Origin of the sequence: Kouleothrix sp. (assembly GCF_046328425.1) — a bacterium.
In the GTDB taxonomy this organism is placed as follows: domain Bacteria; phylum Chloroflexota; class Chloroflexia; order Chloroflexales; family Roseiflexaceae; genus Kouleothrix.
This window is the reverse complement of record NZ_JAXLWP010000024.1, coordinates 93,785-117,734: the sequence shown is the minus strand read 5'-3', so window position 1 is coordinate 117,734 and position 23,950 is coordinate 93,785. Positions and strand designations below refer to the sequence as shown.

Below are 23,950 nucleotides of genomic sequence, written 5' to 3'. Positions count from 1 at the left end.
AGAGAACTCCGTTGACAGAGCGCTCAGCCTTCGGCAGAAGGGTGAGACCAAAAACGCCGCCGCTAGCGCTGCCCGAGCCGGGCGTCGAGCCGGCGCTCGGCGTCGAGCCGCTCAAGCGCGTAGTCGGATGTATCGACAAAGCGCATGGCCTCGGCCAGCGTGGGGTGCGCCGCGCGGATCTGCGCGTAGATCGCCTGGGCGATCCGGCGGTAGGCCGGGTGGCCCTGCGGCGCCGAGCGCAGCTCGGCCAGGTGGTACGCCGCGCGCAGGTTGATCGTGATGCGCCAGCGCACCCGGAAGGCCAGCGGCACCGCGTACTGGCTCGGCTCGGGCAGCTCGGCGGCCAGCGCCGCCGCCACCGCTGCGGCGCCTTCGAGCGCGGCGGCGTACTGCCCGGCCAGCCCGTACTCCTCAAGCTCGGCCGGCGTGACATAGCCGTGGCCCACGCCAAAGCGCTGGCGCTCCTGCGTGAGCACGCGGTGGCGCTGCAGGTCGCGGTAGGCCCCCAGGTCGGCCAGCAGGTCGAAGGTGTACACCGGGCGCTCGAACGCGCGGCCCGGCCGGTGAAAGCGGCTGCCGCGCTCGCCGGCGTAGGCGCGAACCAGCGCCAGCCGCTCGTCGGCGGGCATTGCCGCCGCCAGCGCGCGCAGCTCGGACAGCGGCAGCTCGGCGTGCGGGTACAGGATGTCGGCCACCACCTTGGCCTCGGCGTCGGGGTCGTACTCCACTAACTCAACGTCATGCTCATCGAGCAAAGACGAAGGACCAGCGACCAAAGCGGCAAAATCGGCTCCTTGATCGTTGGTCTTTCGCCGTTCATCCAAAAGCGCAGCGACTCGCTCGCGCGCGCCGCGCAGGTACGCCTGCTGCGCCTGCCCGCGCTCGCTCCTGGCGCGCTTCACGAACGACGGGATCAGCGCGTCGAGCGCCTGCTGCATGGCCACGGCCAGGCTGTTCAGCTCGGCCAGCGGCGCGGCGTACAGCCGCGTCAGCAGGTACTCGAAGGCCCGGCCGTTGCCGAACAGGCCCACGTTGGTAAGCGCGGCCATGGGCAGCAGCCCGCGCAGCAGGTCGCAGGCTTTGGCGCGCGTGGCGCTGTTATAGGCGCGCTCGGAAGTCTGCGCGTCGCGCGGGGTGCGCGCGCGCACTGCGGCGATCGTCGGATCGAGCAGCGCGCTGTAGGTATCGAACAGGCCGTCGAGCGCGCGCTCGTAGGCGGCGGCGTGGCGCGAGTCCATGATCGCGCGCTCGCGCAGGTAGCGGTAGCGCCCGGCCTGCTTGCGGTTGAACACCACATAGCGCGTCGACTTCTCGAGCGGGCTGATGCCGAGCCGCGCGTCTTCGAGCGCCTTGGCCGCTATGTTGCTCACGCCCTCGCAGGCCACGTGCGCGCCGCCCAGCTCGGCCACCGAGTCGTCGCCATAGCCGATCAGCACGCGCTCGTAGAACGCCTCGGCCTGCCGCACCGCCACGAGCTGGTCGGCGCCGCTGGCGGCCGCGCCGCCGACGATCGCGGCGAACCCCGACTCGGGCGCCTGGATGAATTCGTCGAGCAGAATGCGCCGCAGGCTTTTGTCGGTGCGGCTGTAGCGCGAGAACAGCGCGCCCTTCACAACTTCGGGCAGGTTGCGCAGCCCAAAGATCGGCGCGTCGAGGTCGGTGACAAACGGCGCCAGCAGCGCGCGCTCCGCGTCGCTGAAGCTGTCGCCCCACGGGTCGGTTGCCGGTATCGCCATGCTATCGTTGCTCCTGAGGTTGCGCAGGCCCTGATTGCCCTGGCGCAATTCTATCATAGGCCGTGCGAGCGGTGGTAAAATAAAGAGATGTAGCTAGCTGTATAGCGCGTCGCAATCTCTCAAATCGCACGGCTTACGCGGTCGCCTCCCGCCTGGGGGGCATGGCGCTGGCCCGGCCGCCACCGCGTAAGCTCCGTCAATGCAATCGCTACAAGAGGCGCGTTTCATGAGCGACGATCTCCAATCCGAAGCCCAGCTCACCGACGACCTGCGCGACCTGATGTCCGCAACACCCTGGAATATCGCGCTGATCACACACACCGGCACGATCGAGATGGTCAGCGAGCCGCTGCTCAAGCTGCTTGGCGCGAGCCGCGAGCGCCTGCTGGGCCGGCCGTTCACCACGCTGGTGCAGCCCGCCGAGCGCGCGCGCCTGACGGCTGCCATGCGCCAGGCCACGGCGGCGCGCGCCCACCGGCCGCTGCGCACGCACCTCGTCGGCGCCGGCGGCATCCTGATCATGGCCGAGATCGAGCTGTACGTCGCCGCCGAGGGCCGGCCCGCGCTCACTGCGGTGATCTACCCCACCTCGGTGCTGCACCGCCGCGAGCAGATCGTGCTGCAGTTCAACCAGCTCATCCCCCAGCTGCTCGCCGCCGCGTCGCCCGACGAGCTGTACGGCCGCATCCAGAAGACCATGCAGCCGCTAGGGATCGGCATGCTGACGCTGGCGCTCGACCCGGCGGCCGGCACGCTGCGGATCGAGCACCTGAGCGCGCCGCAGCGCGTGCGCGAGCTGCTCAAGCGCGCGGCCCAGCTCGACCTTGCGGCGATCCGCATTCCGGCCGACGCGCCGGTGTTCCGCGAGGTGATCGAGCAGCAGCAAACGCTGTTTCTCGACCAGTTCCGGCCGCTGGTGCAGGCGCTGCTGCCGCCGCACAGCGCCAGGGTGGTGCAAGCGCTGCTGTGGGCCGTCGGCGCGCCAGGCAGCATTGCGGCGCCACTGCTGCTTGGCGCCGAGGTGCGCGGCGTGCTGCTGGTGTGGAGCCACGCGATCCGCTCCGAGCAGGCGCCGTTTATCGAGGCCTTCGCGCACCAGATCGCCGCGCTGCTGGCGCAGCTTGAGTTGCGCCGGCAGATCCAGCGCCAGATGCAGCAGCTGATGTCGCTCGCCGTCACCGCGCAGGCCGTCACCGGCACCGGCCTGCTCGCGGCGGCGCTGCGCACGGTGTGCGAGCAGGCGCACCGGCTGTTCGACGCGAACTATGTCACGATCGCCCGGCCGGTGCCCGGCGCCGAGCTGCTTGAGTGCGTGATGGCGTTTGGCGCCGAGGGCGAGCGCTGGATCGGCGCGCGCGGCTCGTACGATACCAGCATCGCCGGCAATGTCATGCGCAGCGGGCACGGCATCTGCGTGCCCAGCGTTGCGCTCGACCCGCGCGCGCACGCGGCGTTCCGCGATGGCCAGGTGGTGCGCTCGTCGATGGCCCAGCCGCTGCTGCACCAGGGCGCCGTGCTCGGCGTGCTGACGGTCGGCCACCGCACCGAAGGCCAGTTCGGCGCCGACGACCTCGAGCACCTGGGGCGCTACGCCGAGTATGCCGCGATTGCGATCGCCAATGCCGAGCTGCACAGCGCGCTCCTGCAGTCCGAGGCCGAGCAGCGCCGCCAGCGCCGCGAGCTTGCGGCGCTGCTGCAGTTCAACGAGGCGATCAACGCCTCGCTCGATCTCGCCACCGTGCTACACGAGGGGCTGCGCGTGCTCGCCGAGCTGGGGCTGCTCGCGATGGGCGGCGTATACCTCGCCACGCCGCACGGCACGTTCGAGCTGCACGCCTCGCACAATGTTCCGGCCGAGCTTCTCGCCGAGTTCAAGCGTGTCGACATTGCGCAGCTGGCGATTGGCCGCACGCTGCTCGACGCCACCAGCCTGCGAGCCGTCGACGCCGAGACGATCGCCCGGATCAATGCGCTGCACCCGGCGCTCATACCGCTGGGCATTACCAGCATGTGCCTGGCGCCGCTGGTGGCCGATGGCCAGATGCTCGGCGTCTTGATCGTCAACCACAACGACGGCCAGCCGCTCGGCGACGACGAGCAGCGCCTGATCGAGACGGTGGCGCAGCAGCTGGCCCAGGCGATCGCCAAAGCCCAGGTGCACAAGGCGCTGCACACAAGCGCCAGCGCCAACGCCCGGCTCTACCGCGAGGCCGAGGCCACGCGCACCTACCTGAACACGCTGATCCACAACACCCCCGACCTGCTGCTGACCCTCCGCCCCGACTATACGATCCACGTGATCAACCCCGAGCGCCTGGTGTCGTCGCGGCTGGGCGGCGGCGAGATCGAGGGCCAGAACGCAATCGAGATGGCGCCCGCGCATATGCACTCGGCGCTGTATGCGCGCTGGCAGGCGCTGCAGCGCGGCGAGCCTCAGTCGTTTGAGATCGAGGTTGCCGACGTGAACGGCCGCCCGCTGTATGTGCTGCTCTCGGCCGCGCTGATCGCCGACTACGGCGAGGTGTTTGTGATCATCAAGGACGTGACCGACCAGCGCGAGCAGGCGGCCCAGCAGCACCAGATCGAGAAGCTCGCCGCCCTCGGCCGCCTGATCGCCGGCGCGGCCCACGAGCTGAACAACCCGCTGGCGATGATCCTCGGCCTGGCGCAGCTCCAGCTTGGCGACAGCCTGCCCGACGAGCTGCACGACGATTTCGAGAAGATCGAGCGGGCGGCGCTGCGCGCGCGCGCGATCGTCCAGCAGATGCTCAGCTTCGCGCGGCCCCAGCCGCCACAGACCGAGCCGGTGCCGCTTCGCCCCCTGGTGAGCGAGGCGCTCGACCGGCTGGCCGGCGCGCTGCACACCCAGCAGATCGCGGTGCAGGCCGAGCTGGACCCGAACCTGCCGCCGGTGAGCGGCGACCCCAACCAGCTCAGCCAGGTGCTGTTCAATGTGCTCAACAACGCCGTGCAGTCGATGACCGACAGCCCGCCCGAGCAGCGCCGGCTGCGCATCAGCGCCAGCGCCGCCGACCACAAGGTGCTGGTTGCGATCGAAGACAGCGGGCCGGGCATCGAGCCGCACAACCTGCCACGCATCTTCGACCCGTTCTTCACCACCCGCGCGATCGGCAAGGGCACCGGGCTGGGCCTGGCAATCAGCCACGCGATCGTCCAGCAGCACAACGGCCAGATCTGGGTCAACAGCCAGCCGGGCCAGGGCGCCACGTTTTTCATCCAGCTGCCGATCGCGTCAGCGCCCGCCGTGTCTGCGGCCGAGGCCGAGCTGGCGCTCGACACGCTGGCCGGCGCGCGCGTGCTGGTGGTCGAAGACGAAGAGCCGCTGCGCGACGTGGTGGCCGCCGCGCTCAAGCGCCACGGCGCGGTGGTCGACGCCGCCGCCGGAGGCCAGGAAGCGCTCGCGCTAGCCTCGGCCGGCGCGTACGCGCTGATCATCAGCGACCTGCACATGCCTGGCCTCGACGGGCCGGCGCTCTACGCGCAGCTGCGGCCGCACCAGCCCGACCAGCGCTGGCTGATCATCACCGGCGATACCCTCAGCGGGCACAGCCAGCGCTTCCTGCGGCGCACCGGCCTGCCGGTGATCGCCAAGCCGTTCACCACCGACCAGCTGGTGCGCGGGGTGCTCGGCTGCCTCACCAAAAGCCCCGGCTAGCTGCCGCCGCATCGCGTATAATTTGCCGCACCTGTATAAACGCCGACAACCAAGGAGAGCGCCATGCTGATCACCCTGCATGACACACCAGCCATCCAACTGCATCCCAACGACGACGTCGCGATCGCGCTGGTGCCGCTTGCGGCGGGCCGCCAGATCGAGCTGGCCGGCTACGCGCCGCGCCTGGCGCGCGCGATCGACGCCGGGCATAAGTTCGCGCTGCGCCCGGTCGAGCCTGGCCAGCCGGTGCGGCGCTACGGCCAGGTGATCGGCTTCGCGACCCACACGATCGCGCCGGGCGACCACGTACACAGCCACAACCTCGCCGTCGGCGACATGCGGCTCGACTACCAGATCGGCGCCGAGGCGCGCCCGGTGGCGCTGGTGCCGTCCGAGCAGCGCCGCACATTTCAGGGCTACCGCCGCGCGCACGGCCGCGCCGGCACGCGCAACACCGTCGCGGTGCTCGGCACCGTCAACTGCTCGGCGCATACCGTGCGGCGGATCGCCGCGCGCGCCCGCGCCGAGCTGCTGCCGCGCTTCCCGAATGTCACCGATGTGATCGGCATCGCCCACCACAGCGGCTGCGCCTCCAAGACCGCCGGCTACGAGATCGAGATGCTGCGCCGCACGCTGGCCGGCTTCGCGCGCAACCCCAACGTCGCGGCCTACCTGTTCGTCGGCCTCGGCTGCGAGGCCAACCAGTTCGAGGACCTGTTCGCGAGCCAGCACGACCGCCTGGGCAACCCGCGCTTGCCGCCGTACCTCGGCATTCAAGACACCGGCGGCGTGGCGGCGACGATCGACGAGGGCCTGAGGCTGCTGGAAGGGCTGCTGGCGCGCGCCAACCAGAGCACGCGCGAGCCCGTGCCGCTGAGCGAGCTGGCGCTGGCGCTGCAGTGCGGCGGCAGCGACGGCTTCAGCGGCGTGACGGCCAACCCGGCGCTGGGCTACGCGGTGGATCTGCTGGTGGGGCAGGGCGGCACGGCGGTGCTGAGCGAGACGCCCGAGATCTATGGCGCCGAGCACCTGCTGACGCGCCGCGCCGTGAGCCGCGCGGTCGGCGAGAAGCTGATCGAGCGCGTGCGCTGGTGGGAGGAGTACACCAGCCGCGAGGGCTTCATGATCGACAATAACCCCGCGCCGGGCAACAAGGCCGGCGGGCTCACCACGATCTACGAGAAGTCGCTTGGCGCGGTGGCCAAGGGCGGCAGCATGCCGCTACAGGCGGTGTACGAGTACGCCGAGCCGATCGACGAGCACGGCTTTGTGTTTATGGATACCCCCGGCTACGACCCGGTGTCGGCGACCGGGCAGGTGGCGGGTGGCTGCAACCTGATCGCCTTTACCACCGGGCGCGGCAGCTGCTTCGGCTTCAAGCCCGCGCCGAGCATCAAGATCGCCACGAACAATACCACGTACGAGCGCATGCGCGGCGATATGGATATCAACGCCGGCCGCATCCTCGAGGGCGCGACGATCGAGCAGGTCGGGCGCGAGATCTTCGAGAAGCTGATCGCGGTGGCCTCGGGCGAAAAGAGCCTGAGCGAGGCGCAGGATATTGGCGAGGAGGAGTTCAACCCCTGGATCGTCGGGGCGACGATGTAGCTGGCGGAAGTCACTTTTCAGTTCGACAAAGGACGAAGGGCGATGGACAATAGCGCCATCGTCCTTCGTCCTTTGCTCGCACCATAATATTGCGCCTCTACAGCGCCTGCGCGTGCCCCGCCCGGCTTCGGCAAGCCGAACAGCGCAGCTACCGTAGGCTCTAAAAATAAAACTTCGGGGGCGGCACTGCCACCCCCGAACTCCCCACCGTCGATTGTCGCCGGGTGCTTACGCCGCCTTGCGCCGGCCCGCCTCGGCCGGCGCAGCCGCGCCCTCGGGCGACGCCTCGGGCGCGCCGTCCTTGGCCGCAGCCTCAGGCGCGGCGGCCTTGGGCGCCGCCGCAGCGCGCTTGGCCGTGGCGGGGCGCTCCTGCCTGACAATGCTCAGCTTGGCCAGCTGCTGCGGCTGGTGCTCCAGCGCCACCCGCGCGATCTTGGTGAAGTCGGCCATCCAGTCGGCGAGCTCGGCGTTGCTCTTCGTGCTGAGGCTCGTCGCGGTCAGCGCGGCGCCCTGGCACTTCTGCCGGTGCGACCTGGCGTCGGCCACGGCCTCGACTTCCTGCCGGCCGCTTTGGAGCATGGCCTCGCTGATGCCAAACCGCGCGAGCTGAGCCAGCAGCGCGGGATCGGCCAGCGCCTCGTTGTAGAACTGGCGCGCCTGCCCCAGCCAGTTGTCCAGCTGCTCGTGGCGGCGCTCCTGCAGCAGCAGCGCCTGCAGCGCGCCACGATTGTTCTTGAACGCGACGCGCGCAACCTTGACGTAGCGCATGTAGGTGCGGTTGGCCTGGTGCTTGCTTGTCTCCAGCGCGTCGATCGCCGTCGCATGCGCACCGTGGCTGCTATGCTGCTCCTGGTATAGCTCTTGTGTCCGGTCGTAGAGCGCTTTGCCCTGGGCCAGCCGCTCGGCGCTGTAGCCGTACCGCTCAAGCGCCTCTTGAAGCTCGCTATCGCTGAGTGCGTTGGTGAGCGCGACTTGTGCCTGCTTCAGGCATTTCTGGATGTTCTTTTTGGTTTGTTGTTTCATGACCTTCCTCCAATGTTGTAGTGCGATGTTGTATCCATACGCGCCACCCCGCCTCTGTGCGCACCTCGCTCGCCGCTTGTGCGCCCCACTCCACGTCCTTGCGCGTTCGCTTGGGTCTACCAGCCAGTACGTCCGTCCGCCACCCCGCAGCCTCCGTCCGCCACCCCGCAGCCTCCGTCCGCCACCCCGCCGCCTCCGTCCGCCACCCCGCACCGTCCGTCCGCCACCCCGCAGCCTCCGTCCGCCACCCCGCAACGTCCGTCCGCCACCCCGCAGCCTCCGTCCGCCACCCCGCAACGTCCGTCCGCCACCCCGCAGCCTCCGTCCGCCACCCCGCAGCCTCCGTCCGCCACTGCATACGTGCGGAGAGAGCGCCGGATACATAGGTCATTTACCCATTTGCCCTCCTTATAGAGCGATCATTCACAGATGGCACAGATTGCACCGATGACGATCGGGCCTACGCCAACGACTCGGCCCCGATTGCACAGCCTGCGCCTGATAGCTCTATTATCTATCGCAGCACATCGCTCAACTCGCAGGCTCCTGTAGGGGCGCGGCATCGCGCGCCTCTGCATTTGGTACAGGCGCGCTATCTCACGCCTCTGCGCCTGAGCCATGCCTTACCACACGTAATTCAGCGACCTATGTACGATAGCATATCGATCCCCAGGGTTCAATAAGAAAATAGGCACACCTATCGAATTCCACTAGGACTAGCGCCACCCCCGACTTTTGGCCTATGCCGATCGCGACCGCAGGCGCGCCGCAAATCGGCGCGCATAGCGTATGCTAGCGCCAAACAGGAGGAACGCACAATGATAAGCACCTCGTCGCAGGCGGCGCGCACGGCGCCCGCGCGGCAGCGCACTCCCTGGGCACGCCGCGCCGGCCTGGCACTGCTCGCGATCATACTGGCGCTCGCCACGGCAGGCGCGCTCTACCAGGCCGGCGCCAGCGCCGCCGACCGGCGCGCATTCCCCGCGCCCGGCCAGCTGGTGGATGTTGGCGGCTTCAAGATGCACATTCTCTGCAGCGGCTCGGCCACCGGCGCGCCGACAGTGATCCTCGACACGCTCTCGGGCGGCAGCATGCTGAGCTGGGCCTGGGTTCAGCCCGAAGTCGCGCGCGGCGCGCGCGTGTGCAGCTTCGACCGCGCCGGCTACGGCTGGAGCGAGCCCGACCCGCAGCCCGAGAGCGCGGCGCGCGCCGCGCGCAACCTGCATGCCCTGCTGGCAAGCGCGGGTGTGCCGGGGCCGTACGTGCTGGTAGGCCACTCAAAGGGCGGCATCTACGCGCGGGCCTACGCCGCCGCCTACCCCGCCGAGGTGGCCGGCATGGCGCTGATCGACGCGTCGACGCCGACGCAGTTCGAGCGCCACCCCGAGTGGCTCGCGCAGGAGCGCTCGTTCGGGCGCATGGCGGCGCTGTTCCCGCTGCTGGCGCGGCTGGGCCTGTTCCATCTCTTCTTCGCGCGCGGCGGCGAGATCGACTTCGCCGAGCTGCCGCGCCCCGCGCACGACGCCCTGGCGGCGTTCTGGTCGTCGCCCGAGTTCTGGCAGCGCCAGCGCGCCTCGATCGCCGCCGGGCCGCGGATCTTCGCCGAAGCGCGCGGCCTCGGCGGCCTGGGCGACATGCCGCTGATGGTGGTGAGCGCGGCAAGCGGCGGCCAGCCCGGCTGGGCCGAGCTGCAAAACGAGCTTGCGGCGCTCTCGCGCAACAGCGCGCACCGGCTGGTGCCGGGCGCCACGCACGCCTCGCTGGTGTTCAACCCCGCGCACGCGCGCCAGGTCGCCGCCGCCATCCTCGACCTAGTGGCGGCAGTGCGCGCGCACGCGCAGGTGCGCGGGTAACACCAACACAGGCACGCGCTCGTATCCGATCGCTCTATAACAAGCTGTCTGGAGAGGGTGGTTTGGAGGGACGAAGCCTCTCCAAATATCCACTTTTCTGTGTTGGGCAAGCACATGCTGCACATTCGTTATGGTGCGGCGCGGCTTCGCCGCGCCGCACCATATTTTCTGAAGGAGGCAACCATGCAGGTTGAAAGCTTCGCCGCGCTGGCCGAGCCGTTTCTCGAGCGCGTCAGCGCGGCCGTCTGGTGCAACATGGCCACCGTCGACGCGCGCGGCCGCCCGCGCTCGCGGGTGGTGCACCCGGTATGGGATGGGGCGGAGGGCTGGCTCGGCACGCGGCGCGACTCGTTCAAGGGCCGGCACCTCGCGCTGCACCCCGCCGTGTCGCTGGCGTACGTATCCGACCCGGCGCGGCCGGTGTATGTCGACGCCTACGCCGCCTGGGCCGACGACCTGGCCACGCGCCAGCGGGTGTGGGAGCTGTTCTTGCGCACCGCGCCGCCGCTGGGCTACGACCCGGCGCCGATCTTCAAGAGCCTGGAGGGCTTTGGGCTGCTAAAGCTCACGCCCTGGCGCATCGAGGTGGCCACGCCGCCGCAGGCGACGCTGGTGTGGCGGCCGGGCGAGCTGCCCGAATAGCGCGGTCTCCCGCTCTCCGTCCTTCGTCCGGCCTGACGGCTCTCTCACGACTCGAACACGCGACGTGCAGCAGGGGCGGACAACAAAAGACGAATGGCGCGCTCTCCCGTTCTCCGTCCTTCGTCCGGCCTGACGGCTCTCTCACGACTTGAACACGCGACGTACAGCAGGGGCGGACGACAAAAGACGAATGGCGCGCTCTCCCGTTCTCCGTCCTTCGTCCGGCCTGACGGCTCTCTCACGGCTTGAACACGCGACGTACAGCAGGGGCGGACGACAAAAGACAAAAGACGAATAGCGCGCTCTCCCGTTCTCCGTCCTTCGTCCGGCCTGACGGCTCTCTCACGGCTTGAACACGCGACGTGCAGCAGGGGCGGACGACAAAAGACAAAAGACGAATGGCGCGCTCTCCCGCTCTCCGTCCTTCGTCCGGCCTGACGGCTCTCTCACGACTTGAACACGCGACGTACAGCAGGGGCGGACGACAAAAGACGAATAGCGCGCTCTCCCGTTCTCCGTCCTTCGTCCGGCCTGACGGCTCTCTCACGACTTGAACACGCGACGTACAGCAGGGGCGGGCGACAAAAGACAAAAGACGAATGGCGCGCTCTCCCGTTCTCCGTCCTTCGTCCTTCGTCCTTCGTCCTTCGTCCTTCGTCCTTCGTCCTTCGTCCTCCGTCCTTCGTCCTTCGTCCTTCGTCCGGCCTGACGGTTCTCGCGAGCGCGTTGGCACAAGTCTTAGAATCCATATAATAGCCGCATGACCGATCTCGGGCCACCCATAGCATCGCGCTGGCTCAGCGCCAGCATCTACCTGACGATCGCAGTGATGTGCGCGCTGGGCATCGCCGGGCTGAGCAGCCGCGCGGCGCAGGCCGCCGCCGCAGCGCTGTGCCTGGCGTTCGCGCTGCTCTACCCGCTGATGTTTCGGCGGGCGCGCAGCGAGCGCGGGCGCGCAGGGTACTACGCCGCGCAGGCGCTGGTGATCGCCGGGCTGATGCTGCTGCGCTCGCGCAACGGCGACGTGTTCACATTCCTGTTCTTCCTGATGAGCATCCGCGTGGCCAGCTCAAGCCCGCCGCGCGCGGCGGTGGCCTGGATCAGCGGCTTCTGCCTGGTCAGCAGCGGCATCCTGCTGTGGGCCAACGGCCGGGGCGCGCTGTTCGCGCTGGCGTTCAACGCCGCCACGTTTTTCTTCAGCGGCGTGTTCGGCTTCACGCTGCGCCAGGTCGCCATCGCCAACCGCGAGAAGCAGCGGCTGCTCGACGACCTGCGCGCCGCGCAGCGCCAGCTGCACGAGCTGGCGGTGGCCGAGGAGCGCAACCGGCTGGCGCGCGACCTGCACGACAGCGTCAAGCAGCAGGTGTTTGCGATCGGCATGCGCCTGGGCGCGGCGCGCGCCACGCTCGCGCCGGAGGCGCCCGGCTACGAGCACGTGGTGGCGGCCGAGGGCATGGCCCGCGCCGCCGGCGGAGAGCTGACGGCGCTGATCCGCGCGCTGCGCCCGGCGGCGCTTGAGCAGCGCGGGCTGCCCGACGCGCTGCGCGACTACGTGGCCGAGTGGTCGCGCGCGAGCGGCATCGCCGCCGCAGCGCAGGTCGAGGGCGCGCGCGCGCTGCCGCCCGGCGCCGAGCAGGCGCTGTTCCGCGTGGCCCAGGAGGCGCTGGCGAACGTGGCGCGCCACAGCGGCGCAGCCAGCGCGCGCGTGCGGCTGATATACGACCCGGCGCGCGTGCTGCTCGAGGTGCGCGACGACGGCCGCGGCTTTCGGCACAGCGCCGCGCCCGGCGGTATCGGCCTCGATTCGATGGCCGAGCGCATGGCCGCGATCGGCGGGCGCCTGCAGATCGACGGCGAGAGCGGGCCGGGCACGCAGGTGCTCGCGGTGTACGAGTATGCGGAGCAACAGCCATGAGCGAGCCGATCAGCATCCTGCTGGCCGACGACCACGCGCTGGTGCGCGAGGGCGTGCGCGCCTACTTGGCAACCCAGCCCGACTTCCTGGTGGTGGCCGAGGCCGGCTCGGGCGAGCAGGCCGTGGCGCTGGCCGAGCGCCACATACCCGACGTCGTGCTGATGGACTTAATCATGCCCGGCCTCGACGGCGTCGAGGCCACGCGGCGCATCCGCCAGGCCAGCCCGCGCACGCAGGTGCTGGTGCTCACTTCGTACCACGACGACGAGCACCTCTTTCCGGCGCTGCGCGCCGGCGCGATCTCGTACCTGCTGAAAGACATCGGCTCGGCCGAGCTGGCGGCCGCGATCCGCGCGGCGGCGCGCGGCGAGGCCACGCTGCACCCGCGCGTCGCCTCGCGCGTGCTGCACGAGCTGCGCGGCGACCCGCCAAACCTCTTCGCCGAGCTGACCGGCCGCGAGCTGGAGGTGCTGCGGCTGATCGCCGACGGCATGGCCAACGCGCAGATCGCCGCCGCGCTGGTGCTGAGCGAAAAAACCGTCAAAGGCCACGTCGGCAATATTCTGAGCAAGCTGCACCTGGCCGACCGTACGCAGGCGGCGGTGCTGGCCTGGCGCTCCGGCCTGGTGCGCCGGGGCAGCTAGCCCCGGCCCTTGCGCCGAACGCGGGATGCGGAAAACAACGTCTGCAGGTCGCAAAGCGACCGCACCACACAGCCAACAATAATCTCCTCCCCTGGCAGGGGAGGGGGCAGGAAGAGAGGCCGAAAGACGCCGCGCCCGAAGAGATGGTATACTATCGGCACGCCGGAACAAACACAAGGAAGCCGCGATGGATAGCTCGAAGGCCACCACCCCCGAGCCAGAGATCCTTGACCCCGAGGCAGTGCGCCGCGTGCGCGAGCACCCGATCGACGACCAGCTCACCAGCCAGCTCGCCGAGATCTTCAAGGCGCTCGCCGACCCGACGCGGGTGCGCATGCTGCACGCGCTGCTGCACGCCGAGCTGTGCGTGGGCGACCTCGCGGCCGTGCTGGAGATGAGCGAGTCGGCGGTGTCGCACCAGCTGCGCCTGCTGCGCAGCTTGCGGGTGGTGCGCGCGCGCCGCGACGGCAAGCAGGTGTACTACACCCTCGACGACGAGCACGTGGCCCGGCTGTTCCAGATCAGCCTCGAGCACCTCGGGCACGAGTAGCCCCGCCGGCGCGTATGCAGCCGCCCTCGCCCGCGCCTTCCCGCACCCCCGCCCTTCTCCCAGCGGGAGAAAGGGCAGGGGGGAAGAAGTCTCCACGCTACGCCAGGCTATCTTTCACCAGCTGCGCGATATCGGTGGGCAGCTTGGCAACCTTCACGCCCACGGCCTCAAGCGCGGCGATCTTCTCTTGCGCGGTGCCCTCGCCGCCCGAGATGATCGCGCCGGCGTGGCCCATGCGCTTGCCGGGCGGGGCCGTCTGGCCGGCGATAAAGCTCACCACCGGCTTGGTGACGTGCGCCTTGATATACTCGGCCGCGTCGATCTCGGCGCGCCCGCCGATCTCGCCGATCAGCACGATCGCCTTGGTGTCGGGGTCGGCCTGGAACAGCTCGAGCACATCGACAAACGACGTGCCGATGATCGGGTCGCCGCCAATGCCGACGATCGTCGTCTGCCCCAGGCCAAGCTTGGTGAGCGCGTCGACGGCCTCGTAGGTCAGCGTGCCGCTCTTCGACACCACGCCGACCGGGCCGGGCGTGGCGATGTTGCCGGGGATGATGCCGACCTTGGCCTGGCCGGGGGTGAGCAGACCGGGGCAGTTCGGGCCAATCAGCCGCGCGCCATTGGCGCGCACCACCTCGTAGGCCGCGATCATATCGTTCGCCGGCACGCCCTCGCTGATACACACAATCAGCTTGACGCCATTCTCGGCCGCCTCGCAGATCGAGTCGGTGGCGTTGAGCTGCGCCGGCACGTAGATGATCGAGGTGTTCGCGCCGGTGGCGCGCACCGCCTCTTTCACCGTGTTAAACACCGGCACCCGGCCGTCGACAGCCTTCTGGCCGCCGCGCCCTGGCGTCATCCCAGCGACGACATTCGTGCCGTAATCCAGCATGGCACGCGTGTGGAAGGTGCCCTCGTTGCCGGTGATGCCGTGCACCAGCAGACGCGTATTTGCATCGACCAGAATGCTCATGGTGTTTCTTTCTGCTTGTACCTTGCGGAACTGCTGCCAATCCTATCATAGCGCGACCGAGCCGCAAGTTTATTGGCCGCGGCGCGGTCGCCGCCGCGACCGCACCACACAGCCAGATGTGTTTCCCTTCCCCTGCCAGGGGAGGCGCCAGGGGCGAGGTTCCCTACCGCGCTCCAAAGATCGCCCGCCCGACGCGCACGAGCGTCGCGCCCTCGTCGATCGCCACCTCGAAATCGTCGGTCATGCCCATCGAGAGCGCGGGCCACGCGCCGCCAAAGCGCCGCGCCAGCTCGTCGCGCAGGCGCCGCGTCGCGTCGAACACCGGCCGCGCCTGCTCGGCGTCGCTGCCCCACGGCGCGATCGTCATCAGGCCCTGCACCGCCAGCGCCGGCAGCGCCAGCAGCTGCTCGACCTCGGCGAGAAACGCGCCGAGGCGCGCGCCGTCGCGGTCCCAGCCGGCCAGGTCGAAGCCCTCTTTGCTGGCCTCGCCCGAGATGTTCACCTGCAGCAGCACCGCGAGCGGGCCGCGCCCAGCCGCCCCCGGCTCGCGGCCCGCGGCGCCGCGGGCCAGCGCGCGCGCCAGGTGCAGGCTATCGACGGAGTGGACGCAATCGAACAGCGCGGCGGCGCGGCGGGCCTTGTTGCTCTGCAGGTGGCCGATCAGGTGCCAGGTGAGCTGCGCGCGCTCGGCGGCCAGGGCGGCGATCTTCGCCTCGGCCTCCTGCACGCGGTTCTCGCCAAAATCGCGCAGGCCGGCGGCGAGCGCCTCGGCCACGCGCTCGGGCGGGTGGGTTTTGCTGACGCCGACGAGGCGCACCTGCTCGGGCGCGCGCCCCGACCGGCGCGCCGCAGCGGCGATACGCTCGTGAATGGCGGCGATCCGCGCCGCGACACTCTCCATCGGCCTGCTCCGTATGCTTGGCGAACCGGCCCCATTATACTTCAGGCTGTGGCGCAATGTGGTTACAGGCGCGCAGGCTTTTGCGGCGCGGCGCGCTTTCGCATATAATCGGCCCACGCTGGCCCCGCACCCTCTGCGTCACGGCCAGCTCCCGCAGCATATGCCACAAAGGTGCGACGTGCAAGATTTCGAGAAGCTTGGCGCATTCTACCTCGGGAAAGAGTACGACCTCGAGCGCGGCGCGGCGACCGACGAGCTGCTGCTGTACGACTCGAAGGATCTGACCACCCACGCGGTGATCATCGGCATGACCGGCAGCGGCAAGACCGGCCTGGGCATCGGGCTGATCGAAGAGGCCGCGATCGACCGCGTGCCGGTGATCGCGATCGACCCCAAGGGCGACCTCGGCAACCTGCTGCTGATGTTCCCCGACCTCGACGCCGCCAGCTTTCAGCCCTGGCTGCCCCCGGCCGACGCCGGCGCGCCGCCGGTGAGCGACGCCCAGCGCGCCGCCGAGCTTGCCGAGCGCTGGCGCACGGGCCTGGCCGAGTGGGGCGAGGACGGCGCGCGCATCCGCCGGCTGCTCGACGCCGTCGACCTGGCGATCTACACGCCCGGCAGCTCGGCCGGCCGGCCGATCTCGGTGCTGCGCTCGTTCAAGGCGCCCTCGCAGGCGCTGCTCGACGACGCCGACCTGTACCGCGAGCGCGTGCAGTCGAGCGCGCTGAGCCTCCTGACGCTGATGGGCGTCGACGCCGACCCGATCACCAGCCGCGAGCACGTGCTGATCGCCAACCTGCTCGACGCGCACTGGCGCAACGGCCAGGATCTCGACATCGCCGGGCTGATCCGCGCCATCCAGCAGCCGCCGTTCGAGCGCGTCGGCGTGCTCGACGTCGAATCGTTCTTCCCCGCCAAAGAGCGCGCCGCCCTGGCCATGCAGCTGAACAACCTGCTGGCCGCGCCGGGCTTCGCCGCCTGGATGGAGGGCGAGCCGCTCGACACCGGCCGGCTGCTGTTCAGCGACACCGGCAAGCCGCGCGTGTCGGTGGTGTCGATCGCCCACCTCGGCGACCGCGAGCGGCTGTTCTTTGTGGCGACGCTGCTGAACGACGTGGTGAGCTGGATGCGCACCCAGCCGGGCAGCACCAGCCTGCGCGCGATCGTGTACATGGACGAGATCTTCGGCTACCTGCCGCCGATCGCCAACCCGCCCACCAAAACGCTGTTCCTGACGCTGCTCAAGCAGGCGCGCGCGTTTGGCCTGGGCCTAGTGCTCTCGACGCAGAACCCGGTCGACCTCGACTACAAAGCGCTGTCGAATATCGGCACCTGGATGATCGGCCGGCTCCAGACCGAGCGCGATAAGTCGCGCGTGATCGAGGGGCTCGAGGGCGCGGCCTCGGGCGGCGCCTTCGACCGGCAGCAGATCGAGCGCACGCTGGCCGGGCTGGGCAAGCGCGTGTTTCTGCTGCATAACGTGCACGAAGACCGGCCGACGCTGTTCACCACCCGCTGGACGCTGGCGTACCTGGCCGGGCCGCTGACGCGCGAGCAGATCCGGCGGCTGAGGCCGGCCGCGCCCGCAGCGCCGCCACAGGCGGCCGCGCCAACGCTTGCCGCGCCGCAGCGAGGCGCGGCGCCGGCGCAGGCACCCGCCGCGCCGGCCGGGCCGCCCGTGCTGCCGGCGCAGATCGCCCAGTTCTACCTGCCGCCACGGCGCGGCGCGGCGCCGGGCGAGCTGGTGTACCGGCCGTTCGCAATCGCCGCCGCCGACATCACCTTCGCCAGCGCCAAGTACAACGTGCAGCAGACGCGCCGCGCCCTGCGGATCTGCCCGATCGACAACAGCGCCGTGCCGGTCGACTGGGCGCGCTCGACCGAGCTGGCGCTGGACGCCGGCGACCTCGAGAAGCAGCCCGACGCCGGGGTTGCCTTCGCCAGCCTGCCCGGCGCCGCCAGCAAGCCCAAGAGCTACGACGACTGGGAGAAGCTGCTGAGCCGCTGGCTGCGCACCGAGCAGCCGCTGACGCTGCTGCAGAGCCCGACGTTCAAGCTCACCTCGGCGGCGGGCCAATCCGAGCGCGACTTCCGCATCCGCCTGCAGGAGCTGGCGCGCGAGCGGCGCGACGCAGCCGTCGACGCGCTGCGCAAGCGCTACGCCGCGCGCGTCGGCACGCTCGAAGAGCGGCTGCGCCGCGCCGAGGCCGACCTGGCCAGGCAGCAGCAACAGGCCAGCGCGCAGAAGCTCAGCTCGGTGGTATCGATCGGCGAGTCGCTGCTGGGCTCGTTCTTCGGCCGCAAGCGCAGCACGATCACCACGGCGGTGCGCGGCATCGGCCGCATCCAGGACGAAAGCGGCGACGTGGCGCGCGCGCAGGCCACCGCCGAACACCTGCGCGCCGAGCTGGCCGAGCTGCAGGCCGAGCTGGAGCGCGAGATCGACGGCCTGGCGGCAAGCTTCGACGCGCAGAGCGAGCCGCTCGAGAGCGTCTCGATCGCGCCCAAAAGCAGCGACATCGTGGTACACTTCGTGGGGCTGGGCTGGGTGCCGTTCAAGGCGAGCGAGGCCGACCAGGGCGCGTGGATCTAGCGAGCCTCCGCTTCAAAGCCGGGGCTAGGTGAGGCGAACATGAGCAGGCGTTCGAGCCGACCCAGACGCTCGGTGCTGCGCGGGCTGCTGCCGCTCGCCGTGCTGATCGGCGTGCTGTACCTGTACTGGCGCTACCCCGACGCGTTCAGCTGGCTGCAGCCCAGCGACGGCCCGGTGATCCGCGTCGACCTGTCGACCAGCGCCGCGCAGCCGACCCTGGCGCCCGCCGCGCAGCCGACCCAGCCGCCCGCCGCCACGCCGCTGCCCACCACAGCGGTGAGCGCGCCCGCCGGCGGGCAGGGCAGCTCGGCGGCAGTGTACAGCCAGAGCGGCGGCTGGTACCAGCTGTTCTTCAGCAACCCGCGCTACCCCGACCGGCGCGAGTACCACCGCGACGGCATCGACGCGCACCTGGCGGCGCTGCTCGACACCGCCACAGCCACGATCGACATCGCAATCTACGACTTCGACCTCGAGAACGTAGCCAACGCGCTGGCGCGCGCCGCCGGCCGCGGCGTGCGCGTACGCATGGTCACCGACAGCGACACGCTCACGAACGACGACGCGGCGGTGCAGCGCGCCTTCGCGATCGTCAAAGGCGCGCGCATCCCGATCGTCGACGACGGCCGGCCGGCGATCATGCACAACAAGTTCGTCGTCGTCGACGCCGCGACGGTCTGGACCGGCTCGTGGAACTTCACCGACGGCGATACCTACCGGCTGAACAACAACGCCATCCAGATCGCCTCGGCCGAGCTTGCCCAGAACTACACCGCCGAGTTCGAGAAGATGTTTGTGCAGCGCCAGTTCGGCCCGGCCAAGGCCGGCAGCCTGCGCGACCCAGTGCTGAGCATTGGCGGCGTGCGCGTCGAGAACTACTTCGCCCCCGAGGACGGCGTGGCCGCGCGGATCAACAGCCGCCTGCAGCAGGCCACGCAGTCGATCCACTTCCTGGCGTTCTCGTTCACCAGCGACCCGATCGGCAAGACCGTGCGCCAGAAGGCCAAAGAAGGCGTGCAGGTTGCCGGCGTATTCGAAACCACCGGCTCGGAGACGCTGTACAGCGAGTATGGCAAAATGCTAAAGGCCAAGCTCGACGTGCTGCAGGACGGCAACCCGTATGTCATGCACCACAAGGTGATCATCATCGACGGCAAAACCGTGATCTTCGGCTCGTACAACTTCACCAACAACGCCGAGAACGACAACGACGAGAACCTGCTGATCGTCGACGACGCGCAGCTCGCGAGCGCATTCGAGGCCGAGTTCCAGCGCGTGCGCGCCACCGCGCTGAAGCCGCCGAAGTAGCCCCGGCGCCGCGCCGGCTACGCGCGCACGCGCGGCAGCACCTCGGCGGCCACCCGCTCGACAATGCCGTCGGGGTAGGGGTAGCGCAGATTAAGGATCAGGTGCGTCGCGCCCAGGTCGACGAAGCGCTGCAGATTGGCCGCCGTCTCGTCCAGGTTCTCGTAGTTGACCATGATCTGCACCGACAGCGCGATCTCGGCCGGGTCGCGGCCGATCGCGGCGCAGTGCACGCGCAGCACCTGCGCTTTGTGCTCGAACGCCTCGGGCGGGCCGCCGGCGAAGTTCCACACATCGGCGTACTGCGCCACCACGCGCAGCGTCAGCTGCTCGCCGCCGCCGCCGATCACGAACGGCGGGTAGGGCTTCTGCACCGGCTTAGGCTCGCAGCGCGCGTCCTTCAGCTGGTAGAAGCGCCCGTCGAAATCGGTGAGGTGCTGGGTATACAGCCGCTTGATGATCTCGCAGGCCTCGCCGAGGCGGCGGATGCGCTCGCCCGGCGCATACAGCGGCAGCCCCATGCTCGCGTGCTCGTACTCATTCCAGCCGGCGCCAATGCCCATATCGAAGCGCCCGCCCGAGATCACGTCGATCGTGGCGCCCATGTGCGCCAGCACCGCCGGGTGGCGGTAGGTGTTGCCGGCCACCATCAAGCCCACGCGGATGCGCTTGGTCTGGGCGGCCAGCGCCGACAGCAGCGTGAAGCCCTCGAAGCACGGCCCGTCGAGGTCGCTAAAGATCGGCGCGAAATGATCGAACAGCCAGGCGTGCTCAAACGCCGGCACGGCGTCGGCGGCCTGCCAGACGCGCAGCATGGCCTCGTAGGTGGTGTGCTGGGGGGCGGTTTTAATACCGAAGCGAAGCGTGCTCATGGGGTTTCCTCTCTGTGACGCGAGCTACGCGGTGTCCTCCCGCGTGGGGGCTCGGGGGGCTTGCGCCCCCGAACCCCGACTGCGTAGCTCGTGTCTATGATGCGATAGACACGGTGGTGGCTCGCCGGCAAGCGCAGCTCGGCGAGCTACGGCGGGCCGGCCGAGCGGCCCGCAGGGCTGTGGAACGTCGGGCGCAGCAGCGCATAGAGCGGCGTTGGCGTTGCGCGCCAGCGCTCGGCGGCGGTGGCCAGGATGGCGCGGGCGGTAGCCCACTCGGCGGGCTGCGCGCGCGCGAAGCGCGCGGAGTTGTCGTACAGCAGCGCGTAGCCGCGCGCCGGCGCCCAGCTCAGGTCGTTCACGCACTCCTCGAACGCATCCCAGTTATGGCCAAAGTATGCCGGGAAGCGCATCGCCTCGGCGGCGGCGGCGAGAAACGCGGCCTTATCGCCGATCGCGCCGCCGTCGAGGTAGAAGCAGCGCCGGCCGCCCTGCTCGAGCGACCGCACGATCGCGGCCGGGCGCGCGCGCGAGCGCAGAGTATACAGCCCCGGCGGGCGGGCAAACGTAGCGATCTCGTTCAGCGTCGCATTCATTCTGGCAGCACCTGCACAAATGTATCGTAGTGATCGGCGGTGTAGAACAGCTCGCCGCGCGCCCCGGCGATGATCCGCCGCGCGCCGCGATCGGGCGAGCCAGGCGTCACAACCGTATACTCGTGGTAGTAGCCGGCGGGCTTGCGCGGCAGCCGGCGCTCGCGGTTCTGAAACACCGCGCCGTCCTGGCGGTAGGGGAACGGCCCGCCCTGCGCGATCAGCGCGAGCGTCGCGCGCGCCTGGGCCGGCAGCTGGTCGGGCGTCACCGCGTCGAAGCCGTCGATCCGCGGCGCGCTGGCGGCGGCTGGCGTGGCGGTGGCCGCCGGGCGTGGCGTAGCGGTGGCCCTGGCCGCTGGGCGCGGTGCGGCGGTGGGCCGCGCGGCCGGCGTGGCGGTAGCCCTGGCCGCCGGGCGTGGCGTAGCAGTGGGCAGCACGGCCGGCGTAGCAGTAGCCGGCGCCGCGCTCGGGCCATACTTGATCGTCGTTGGCCGCGCCGGCTGGCGCGTCGCAACAGCAGAGGCCGGCGCGGGCAGGGGCACGCAGCCCGCCAGCGCGAGCAGCAGCAGCAGGCAGCCAAGCGCGCGGCTGAAGCGGAACATGAGCACAGGCTAATCCTCAAACGGCGGGCGCGGGTAGCCCACGCCAAACGGCTCCTCGGGGCGCTGCCAAACCCCCATCAGCGCGCGGCGCAGCGGCGTAGTACGCTCGATAAACGCCGGGTCGTTGCCGGTGCGGTCGGAGGGGATGAGCCACGGCGGCGCGTAGACCATGTGCATGGTAAAGCGGTCGAAGTCGCGGTCGTTGCGGCCGGTGCGATGGAACACGCCCTGGTGGAACAGCAGCGCCGTGCCGGGCCTGCCGCACACAACCTCGCGAATATCCAGGTCGTCGTCGTCGGCCCTGACGCCCTGGGGCATAGTTAGCGCAATGTTGTGGCTGCCGGGGATCATCACCATATTGCCCATACCGTCCTCCGACTGGTCGGTGAGGTAGTAGCCGATCCGCAGCTGCACCAGCGGCGTCGGCGTAGCCAGGCGCCGGAACTCGTACACGCCCGAGCCATCCTGGTGGTAGCCGCCGCCGGCGGTGCGCGCCGGCTGCACAGTGCACCACGAGCTCTGGAGAATAAAGTAGTCGCCCATCAGCGCGCGCACCTTGGGCAGCACCGACGGGTGGTCGATCAGCTGCTCGATCGCCGGCTCGCTCTCGTGCAGGTGGCCGATCTGCCGCCACTGGCCGCGCGGGTGCGGCGCGTGCGCCCGGCGCGACGCCGCCAGGCACGCCTCGGTCTCGGCCGGGGTCAGCGCGTCGGGCACAACCAGGTAGCCGGTGGTCTCGAATAGAAAGCGCTCGCGCTCGGTGAGCGCGCCGGGGCGTCCGATCGGTGGCATAGCGTTTCTCCTGATCTGCTGGGGGCGGCGGGTGCGTGCGCTGTATGATACCGCGTTCTTGGAATTCTGGTGCGAGGGCGGGCGAGCACAAGGCTCGCCCGGCTACGGCAACCGTTACGGCGGGGCACGCCCAAAGGGCCCCCGGCCCCCCGCGCAGCAAAACCCTGCCGGTTTGGCTCGTTTCTCTTCTCCTGGCTTCCTGCAAGCCCTGTGAGCTGGTCGCTCCGGGGCACGCCCAAAGGGCACCCGGCCCCCGGCCCCCCGCGCAGGAAAACCCTGCCGGTTTTCCTACAACCTTTCCGGCTGAAAGAATGCCGTACCAGCCTCTCTGTTGTGCGCTCATGCCTCAGGGCAAAGCGACAGATCATTCTGTGCCACGAGGCACGCCTCAGGGCAAACCGACAGATCATTCTGTGACACGAGGCACGCCTCAGGGCAAACCGACAGATCATTCTGTCCCACGAGGCACGCCTCAGGGCAAACCAGAGCAGATCAGGACACGAGGCACGCCTCGGGAAGCCAGACACTGCCACGCACGCCTCAGGAGCGAAATCACATGTTCTGTGCCACGAAGGCAGCGCCAACAGCATCGCAAATGAGGTGGCATTCTTTACGGGGCCTGGGGCGAAGCCCCATGAGTGCAGGAGGCCGGCGGCGGCCTCCTGCCGCCGCGCAGGGCCGCGGGCCCCGCCTGACGCGTGAGCAGGCAAAAGCGCGGGGCGCGGGGCCCGCCCGACCGACAAACGCGCACGATGCGCCTGCGAAGGCCGTGCCGGTGGCAATGTTATGCGTTCATGCTCGTGGCGCGGAGTGACGTGTCGGTTTGCCACGGTATGCGCCGCGCCCCGACGGAGAAGGCGCACGATGCGCGCCCTACGGGAAGGCCGTGCCAGTGGCAATGTCATACGCTCATCATTGGCGCGGGTGACGTGTCGGTTTGCCACAAGGCATGGCCGCCGCCCCGACCGGGAGAAGGCGCGCACGATCGCCCTACGGGAAGGCCGTGCCAGTCAATGTCGTACGCTCATGCCCGTGGCGCGGAGTGACGTGTCGGTTTGCCACGGGGAGCGCCGCTCGCCCGACCGGGAGAAGGCGCGCACGATGCGCGCCCTACGGGAAGGCCTTGCCAGCCTCACTGCCATACGCTCGCGCATCGTGGCGCGGGTGACGTGTCGGTTTGCCACGAGGCATGCGCCGCCGCCCCGACCGGGAGAAGGCGCGCACGATGCGCGCCCTACGGGAAGGCCGTGCCGGTGGCAATGTCATACGCTCATCCTCGTGGCGCGGAGTGACGTGTCGGTTTGCCACGAGGCATGCGCCAACAGCATCGCAAATGAGGTGGCATTCTTTTACGGGGCCGGGCGAAGCCCCACGGAAGGATGCGGGAGGCCGGCGGCGGCCTCCTGCTGCGGGGCGCGGGCCGCGCAGGCCGCCCTGCCTGACGCGCGGGCAACGAAGCGCGGGGCGCGGGGCCGCGCAGGCCGCCTGCCCTGACGCGCGAGCAGAGCGCAAAACGCGGGGCGCGGGGCCGCGCAGGCCCCCGCCTGCCTCGAGGCGGCGAGCGCGCACCCCTTGCGCGTTCGCCCGCCCCCAATATTCGCGTCCCACCCGGCCACGAGCACGCCAGCCCTACGCTCGCCGCGCCCTCCGCGCGGCCCGGCGGCAGCGCAGG

At 69.9% G+C, this 23,950-nt stretch carries 17 protein-coding genes; 9 read left to right on the top strand and 8 right to left on the bottom strand.

The features are described from left to right. Window positions 1-62: 62 nt before the first annotated feature. Window positions 63-1,736: an FAD-dependent thymidylate synthase gene (locus tag U0177_RS21150; protein ID WP_409572649.1), complete on the bottom strand. Its 1,674-nt coding sequence runs from the start codon at window positions 1,734-1,736 to the stop codon at window positions 63-65. Window positions 1,737-1,962: 226 nt separating this feature from the next. Between U0177_RS21150 and U0177_RS21145 the strand changes: the two genes are divergently transcribed. Beyond that, entirely contained in the window at window positions 1,963-5,412 is a 3,450-nt protein-coding gene (locus tag U0177_RS21145; RefSeq protein WP_409572648.1) for a GAF domain-containing protein, read from the top strand. Between the two features lie 63 nt (window positions 5,413-5,475). Continuing rightward, window positions 5,476-7,020, top strand: a complete 1,545-nt coding sequence (locus U0177_RS21140) for a UxaA family hydrolase (RefSeq protein WP_409572647.1) — start codon at window positions 5,476-5,478, stop codon at window positions 7,018-7,020. A gap of 228 nt (window positions 7,021-7,248) precedes the next feature. Here U0177_RS21140 and U0177_RS21135 read toward each other — a convergent pair whose 3' ends face one another. After that, entirely contained in the window at window positions 7,249-8,043 is a 795-nt protein-coding gene (locus U0177_RS21135) for a hypothetical protein (RefSeq protein WP_409572646.1), read from the bottom strand. Window positions 8,044-8,861: 818 nt separating this feature from the next. On the opposite strand from U0177_RS21135, the gene U0177_RS21130 reads away from it, so the two are divergent. From U0177_RS21130 to U0177_RS21110, 5 genes are all read left to right on the top strand, one after another. After that, on the top strand, window positions 8,862-9,896 hold the full coding sequence (locus U0177_RS21130) for an alpha/beta fold hydrolase (protein WP_409572645.1): 1,035 nt from the start codon (window positions 8,862-8,864) through the stop codon (window positions 9,894-9,896). Window positions 9,897-10,079: 183 nt separating this feature from the next. Beyond that, window positions 10,080-10,538, top strand: a complete 459-nt coding sequence (locus U0177_RS21125) for a pyridoxamine 5'-phosphate oxidase family protein (protein WP_409572644.1) — start codon at window positions 10,080-10,082, stop codon at window positions 10,536-10,538. Between the two features lie 760 nt (window positions 10,539-11,298). Continuing rightward, the gene (locus U0177_RS21120) at window positions 11,299-12,453 is read left to right on the top strand and encodes a sensor histidine kinase (protein WP_409572643.1); all 1,155 of its coding nucleotides are present in this window, start codon (window positions 11,299-11,301) and stop codon (window positions 12,451-12,453) included. Next, window positions 12,450-13,097 (top strand): response regulator, encoded by a 648-nt coding sequence (locus U0177_RS21115; RefSeq protein ID WP_409572642.1) that lies wholly within the window; start codon window positions 12,450-12,452, stop codon window positions 13,095-13,097. The genes U0177_RS21120 and U0177_RS21115 overlap by 4 nt, the downstream gene beginning before the upstream one ends. A 187-nt stretch (window positions 13,098-13,284) precedes the next feature. After that, on the top strand, window positions 13,285-13,647 hold the full coding sequence (locus U0177_RS21110; RefSeq protein WP_409572641.1) for an ArsR/SmtB family transcription factor: 363 nt from the start codon (window positions 13,285-13,287) through the stop codon (window positions 13,645-13,647). 97 nt (window positions 13,648-13,744) lie between these two features. On the opposite strand, the gene sucD is transcribed toward U0177_RS21110, so the two are convergent. Beyond that, window positions 13,745-14,623, bottom strand: a complete 879-nt coding sequence (gene sucD / locus U0177_RS21105) for a succinate--CoA ligase subunit alpha (protein ID WP_409572640.1) — start codon at window positions 14,621-14,623, stop codon at window positions 13,745-13,747. 163 nt (window positions 14,624-14,786) lie between these two features. Continuing rightward, on the bottom strand, window positions 14,787-15,524 hold the full coding sequence (locus U0177_RS21100; RefSeq protein ID WP_409572639.1) for a YggS family pyridoxal phosphate-dependent enzyme: 738 nt from the start codon (window positions 15,522-15,524) through the stop codon (window positions 14,787-14,789). Window positions 15,525-15,702: 178 nt separating this feature from the next. On the opposite strand from U0177_RS21100, the gene U0177_RS21095 reads away from it, so the two are divergent. Together U0177_RS21095 and U0177_RS21090 are read left to right on the top strand one after the other, a co-directional pair. Further along, on the top strand, window positions 15,703-18,117 hold the full coding sequence (locus U0177_RS21095) for an ATP-binding protein (RefSeq protein ID WP_409572638.1): 2,415 nt from the start codon (window positions 15,703-15,705) through the stop codon (window positions 18,115-18,117). A 39-nt stretch (window positions 18,118-18,156) separates the two neighbouring features. Beyond that, window positions 18,157-19,425 (top strand): phospholipase D-like domain-containing protein, encoded by a 1,269-nt coding sequence (locus tag U0177_RS21090; RefSeq protein ID WP_409572637.1) that lies wholly within the window; start codon window positions 18,157-18,159, stop codon window positions 19,423-19,425. A gap of 17 nt (window positions 19,426-19,442) precedes the next feature. On the opposite strand, the gene U0177_RS21085 is transcribed toward U0177_RS21090, so the two are convergent. The 4 genes from U0177_RS21085 to U0177_RS21070 all read right to left on the bottom strand — a co-directional run bounded on the left by U0177_RS21085 (window position 19,443) and on the right by U0177_RS21070 (window position 22,278). Further along, the gene (locus tag U0177_RS21085) at window positions 19,443-20,294 is read right to left on the bottom strand and encodes an LLM class F420-dependent oxidoreductase (protein WP_409572636.1); all 852 of its coding nucleotides are present in this window, start codon (window positions 20,292-20,294) and stop codon (window positions 19,443-19,445) included. A 146-nt stretch (window positions 20,295-20,440) separates the two neighbouring features. Further along, on the bottom strand, window positions 20,441-20,887 hold the full coding sequence (locus U0177_RS21080) for a barstar family protein (protein WP_409572635.1): 447 nt from the start codon (window positions 20,885-20,887) through the stop codon (window positions 20,441-20,443). Continuing rightward, window positions 20,884-21,486 (bottom strand): ribonuclease domain-containing protein, encoded by a 603-nt coding sequence (locus U0177_RS21075; protein ID WP_409572658.1) that lies wholly within the window; start codon window positions 21,484-21,486, stop codon window positions 20,884-20,886. The genes U0177_RS21080 and U0177_RS21075 overlap by 4 nt, the downstream gene beginning before the upstream one ends. Before the next feature lie 9 nt (window positions 21,487-21,495). Beyond that, entirely contained in the window at window positions 21,496-22,278 is a 783-nt protein-coding gene (locus tag U0177_RS21070; RefSeq protein ID WP_409572634.1) for a phytanoyl-CoA dioxygenase family protein, read from the bottom strand. Window positions 22,279-23,950: the final 1,672 nt, after the last annotated feature.

Excerpts from the sequence above, each read along its gene's own strand:
- U0177_RS21150 (WP_409572649.1), bottom strand. The coding sequence starts at position 1,736 with ATGGCGATACCGGCAACCGACCCGTGGGGCGACAGCTTCAGCGACGCG.
- U0177_RS21145 (WP_409572648.1), top strand. The coding sequence starts at position 1,963 with ATGAGCGACGATCTCCAATCCGAAGCCCAGCTCACCGACGACCTGCGC.
- U0177_RS21140 (WP_409572647.1), top strand. The coding sequence starts at position 5,476 with ATGCTGATCACCCTGCATGACACACCAGCCATCCAACTGCATCCCAAC.
- U0177_RS21135 (WP_409572646.1), bottom strand. The coding sequence starts at position 8,043 with ATGAAACAACAAACCAAAAAGAACATCCAGAAATGCCTGAAGCAGGCA.
- U0177_RS21130 (WP_409572645.1), top strand. The coding sequence starts at position 8,862 with ATGATAAGCACCTCGTCGCAGGCGGCGCGCACGGCGCCCGCGCGGCAG.
- U0177_RS21125 (WP_409572644.1), top strand. The coding sequence starts at position 10,080 with ATGCAGGTTGAAAGCTTCGCCGCGCTGGCCGAGCCGTTTCTCGAGCGC.
- U0177_RS21120 (WP_409572643.1), top strand. The coding sequence starts at position 11,299 with ATGACCGATCTCGGGCCACCCATAGCATCGCGCTGGCTCAGCGCCAGC.
- U0177_RS21115 (WP_409572642.1), top strand. The coding sequence starts at position 12,450 with ATGAGCGAGCCGATCAGCATCCTGCTGGCCGACGACCACGCGCTGGTG.
- U0177_RS21110 (WP_409572641.1), top strand. The coding sequence starts at position 13,285 with ATGGATAGCTCGAAGGCCACCACCCCCGAGCCAGAGATCCTTGACCCC.
- sucD (WP_409572640.1), bottom strand. The coding sequence starts at position 14,623 with ATGAGCATTCTGGTCGATGCAAATACGCGTCTGCTGGTGCACGGCATC.
- U0177_RS21100 (WP_409572639.1), bottom strand. The coding sequence starts at position 15,524 with ATGGAGAGTGTCGCGGCGCGGATCGCCGCCATTCACGAGCGTATCGCC.
- U0177_RS21090 (WP_409572637.1), top strand. The coding sequence starts at position 18,157 with ATGAGCAGGCGTTCGAGCCGACCCAGACGCTCGGTGCTGCGCGGGCTG.
- U0177_RS21085 (WP_409572636.1), bottom strand. The coding sequence starts at position 20,294 with ATGAGCACGCTTCGCTTCGGTATTAAAACCGCCCCCCAGCACACCACC.
- U0177_RS21080 (WP_409572635.1), bottom strand. The coding sequence starts at position 20,887 with ATGAATGCGACGCTGAACGAGATCGCTACGTTTGCCCGCCCGCCGGGG.
- U0177_RS21075 (WP_409572658.1), bottom strand. The coding sequence starts at position 21,486 with ATGTTCCGCTTCAGCCGCGCGCTTGGCTGCCTGCTGCTGCTGCTCGCG.
- U0177_RS21070 (WP_409572634.1), bottom strand. The coding sequence starts at position 22,278 with ATGCCACCGATCGGACGCCCCGGCGCGCTCACCGAGCGCGAGCGCTTT.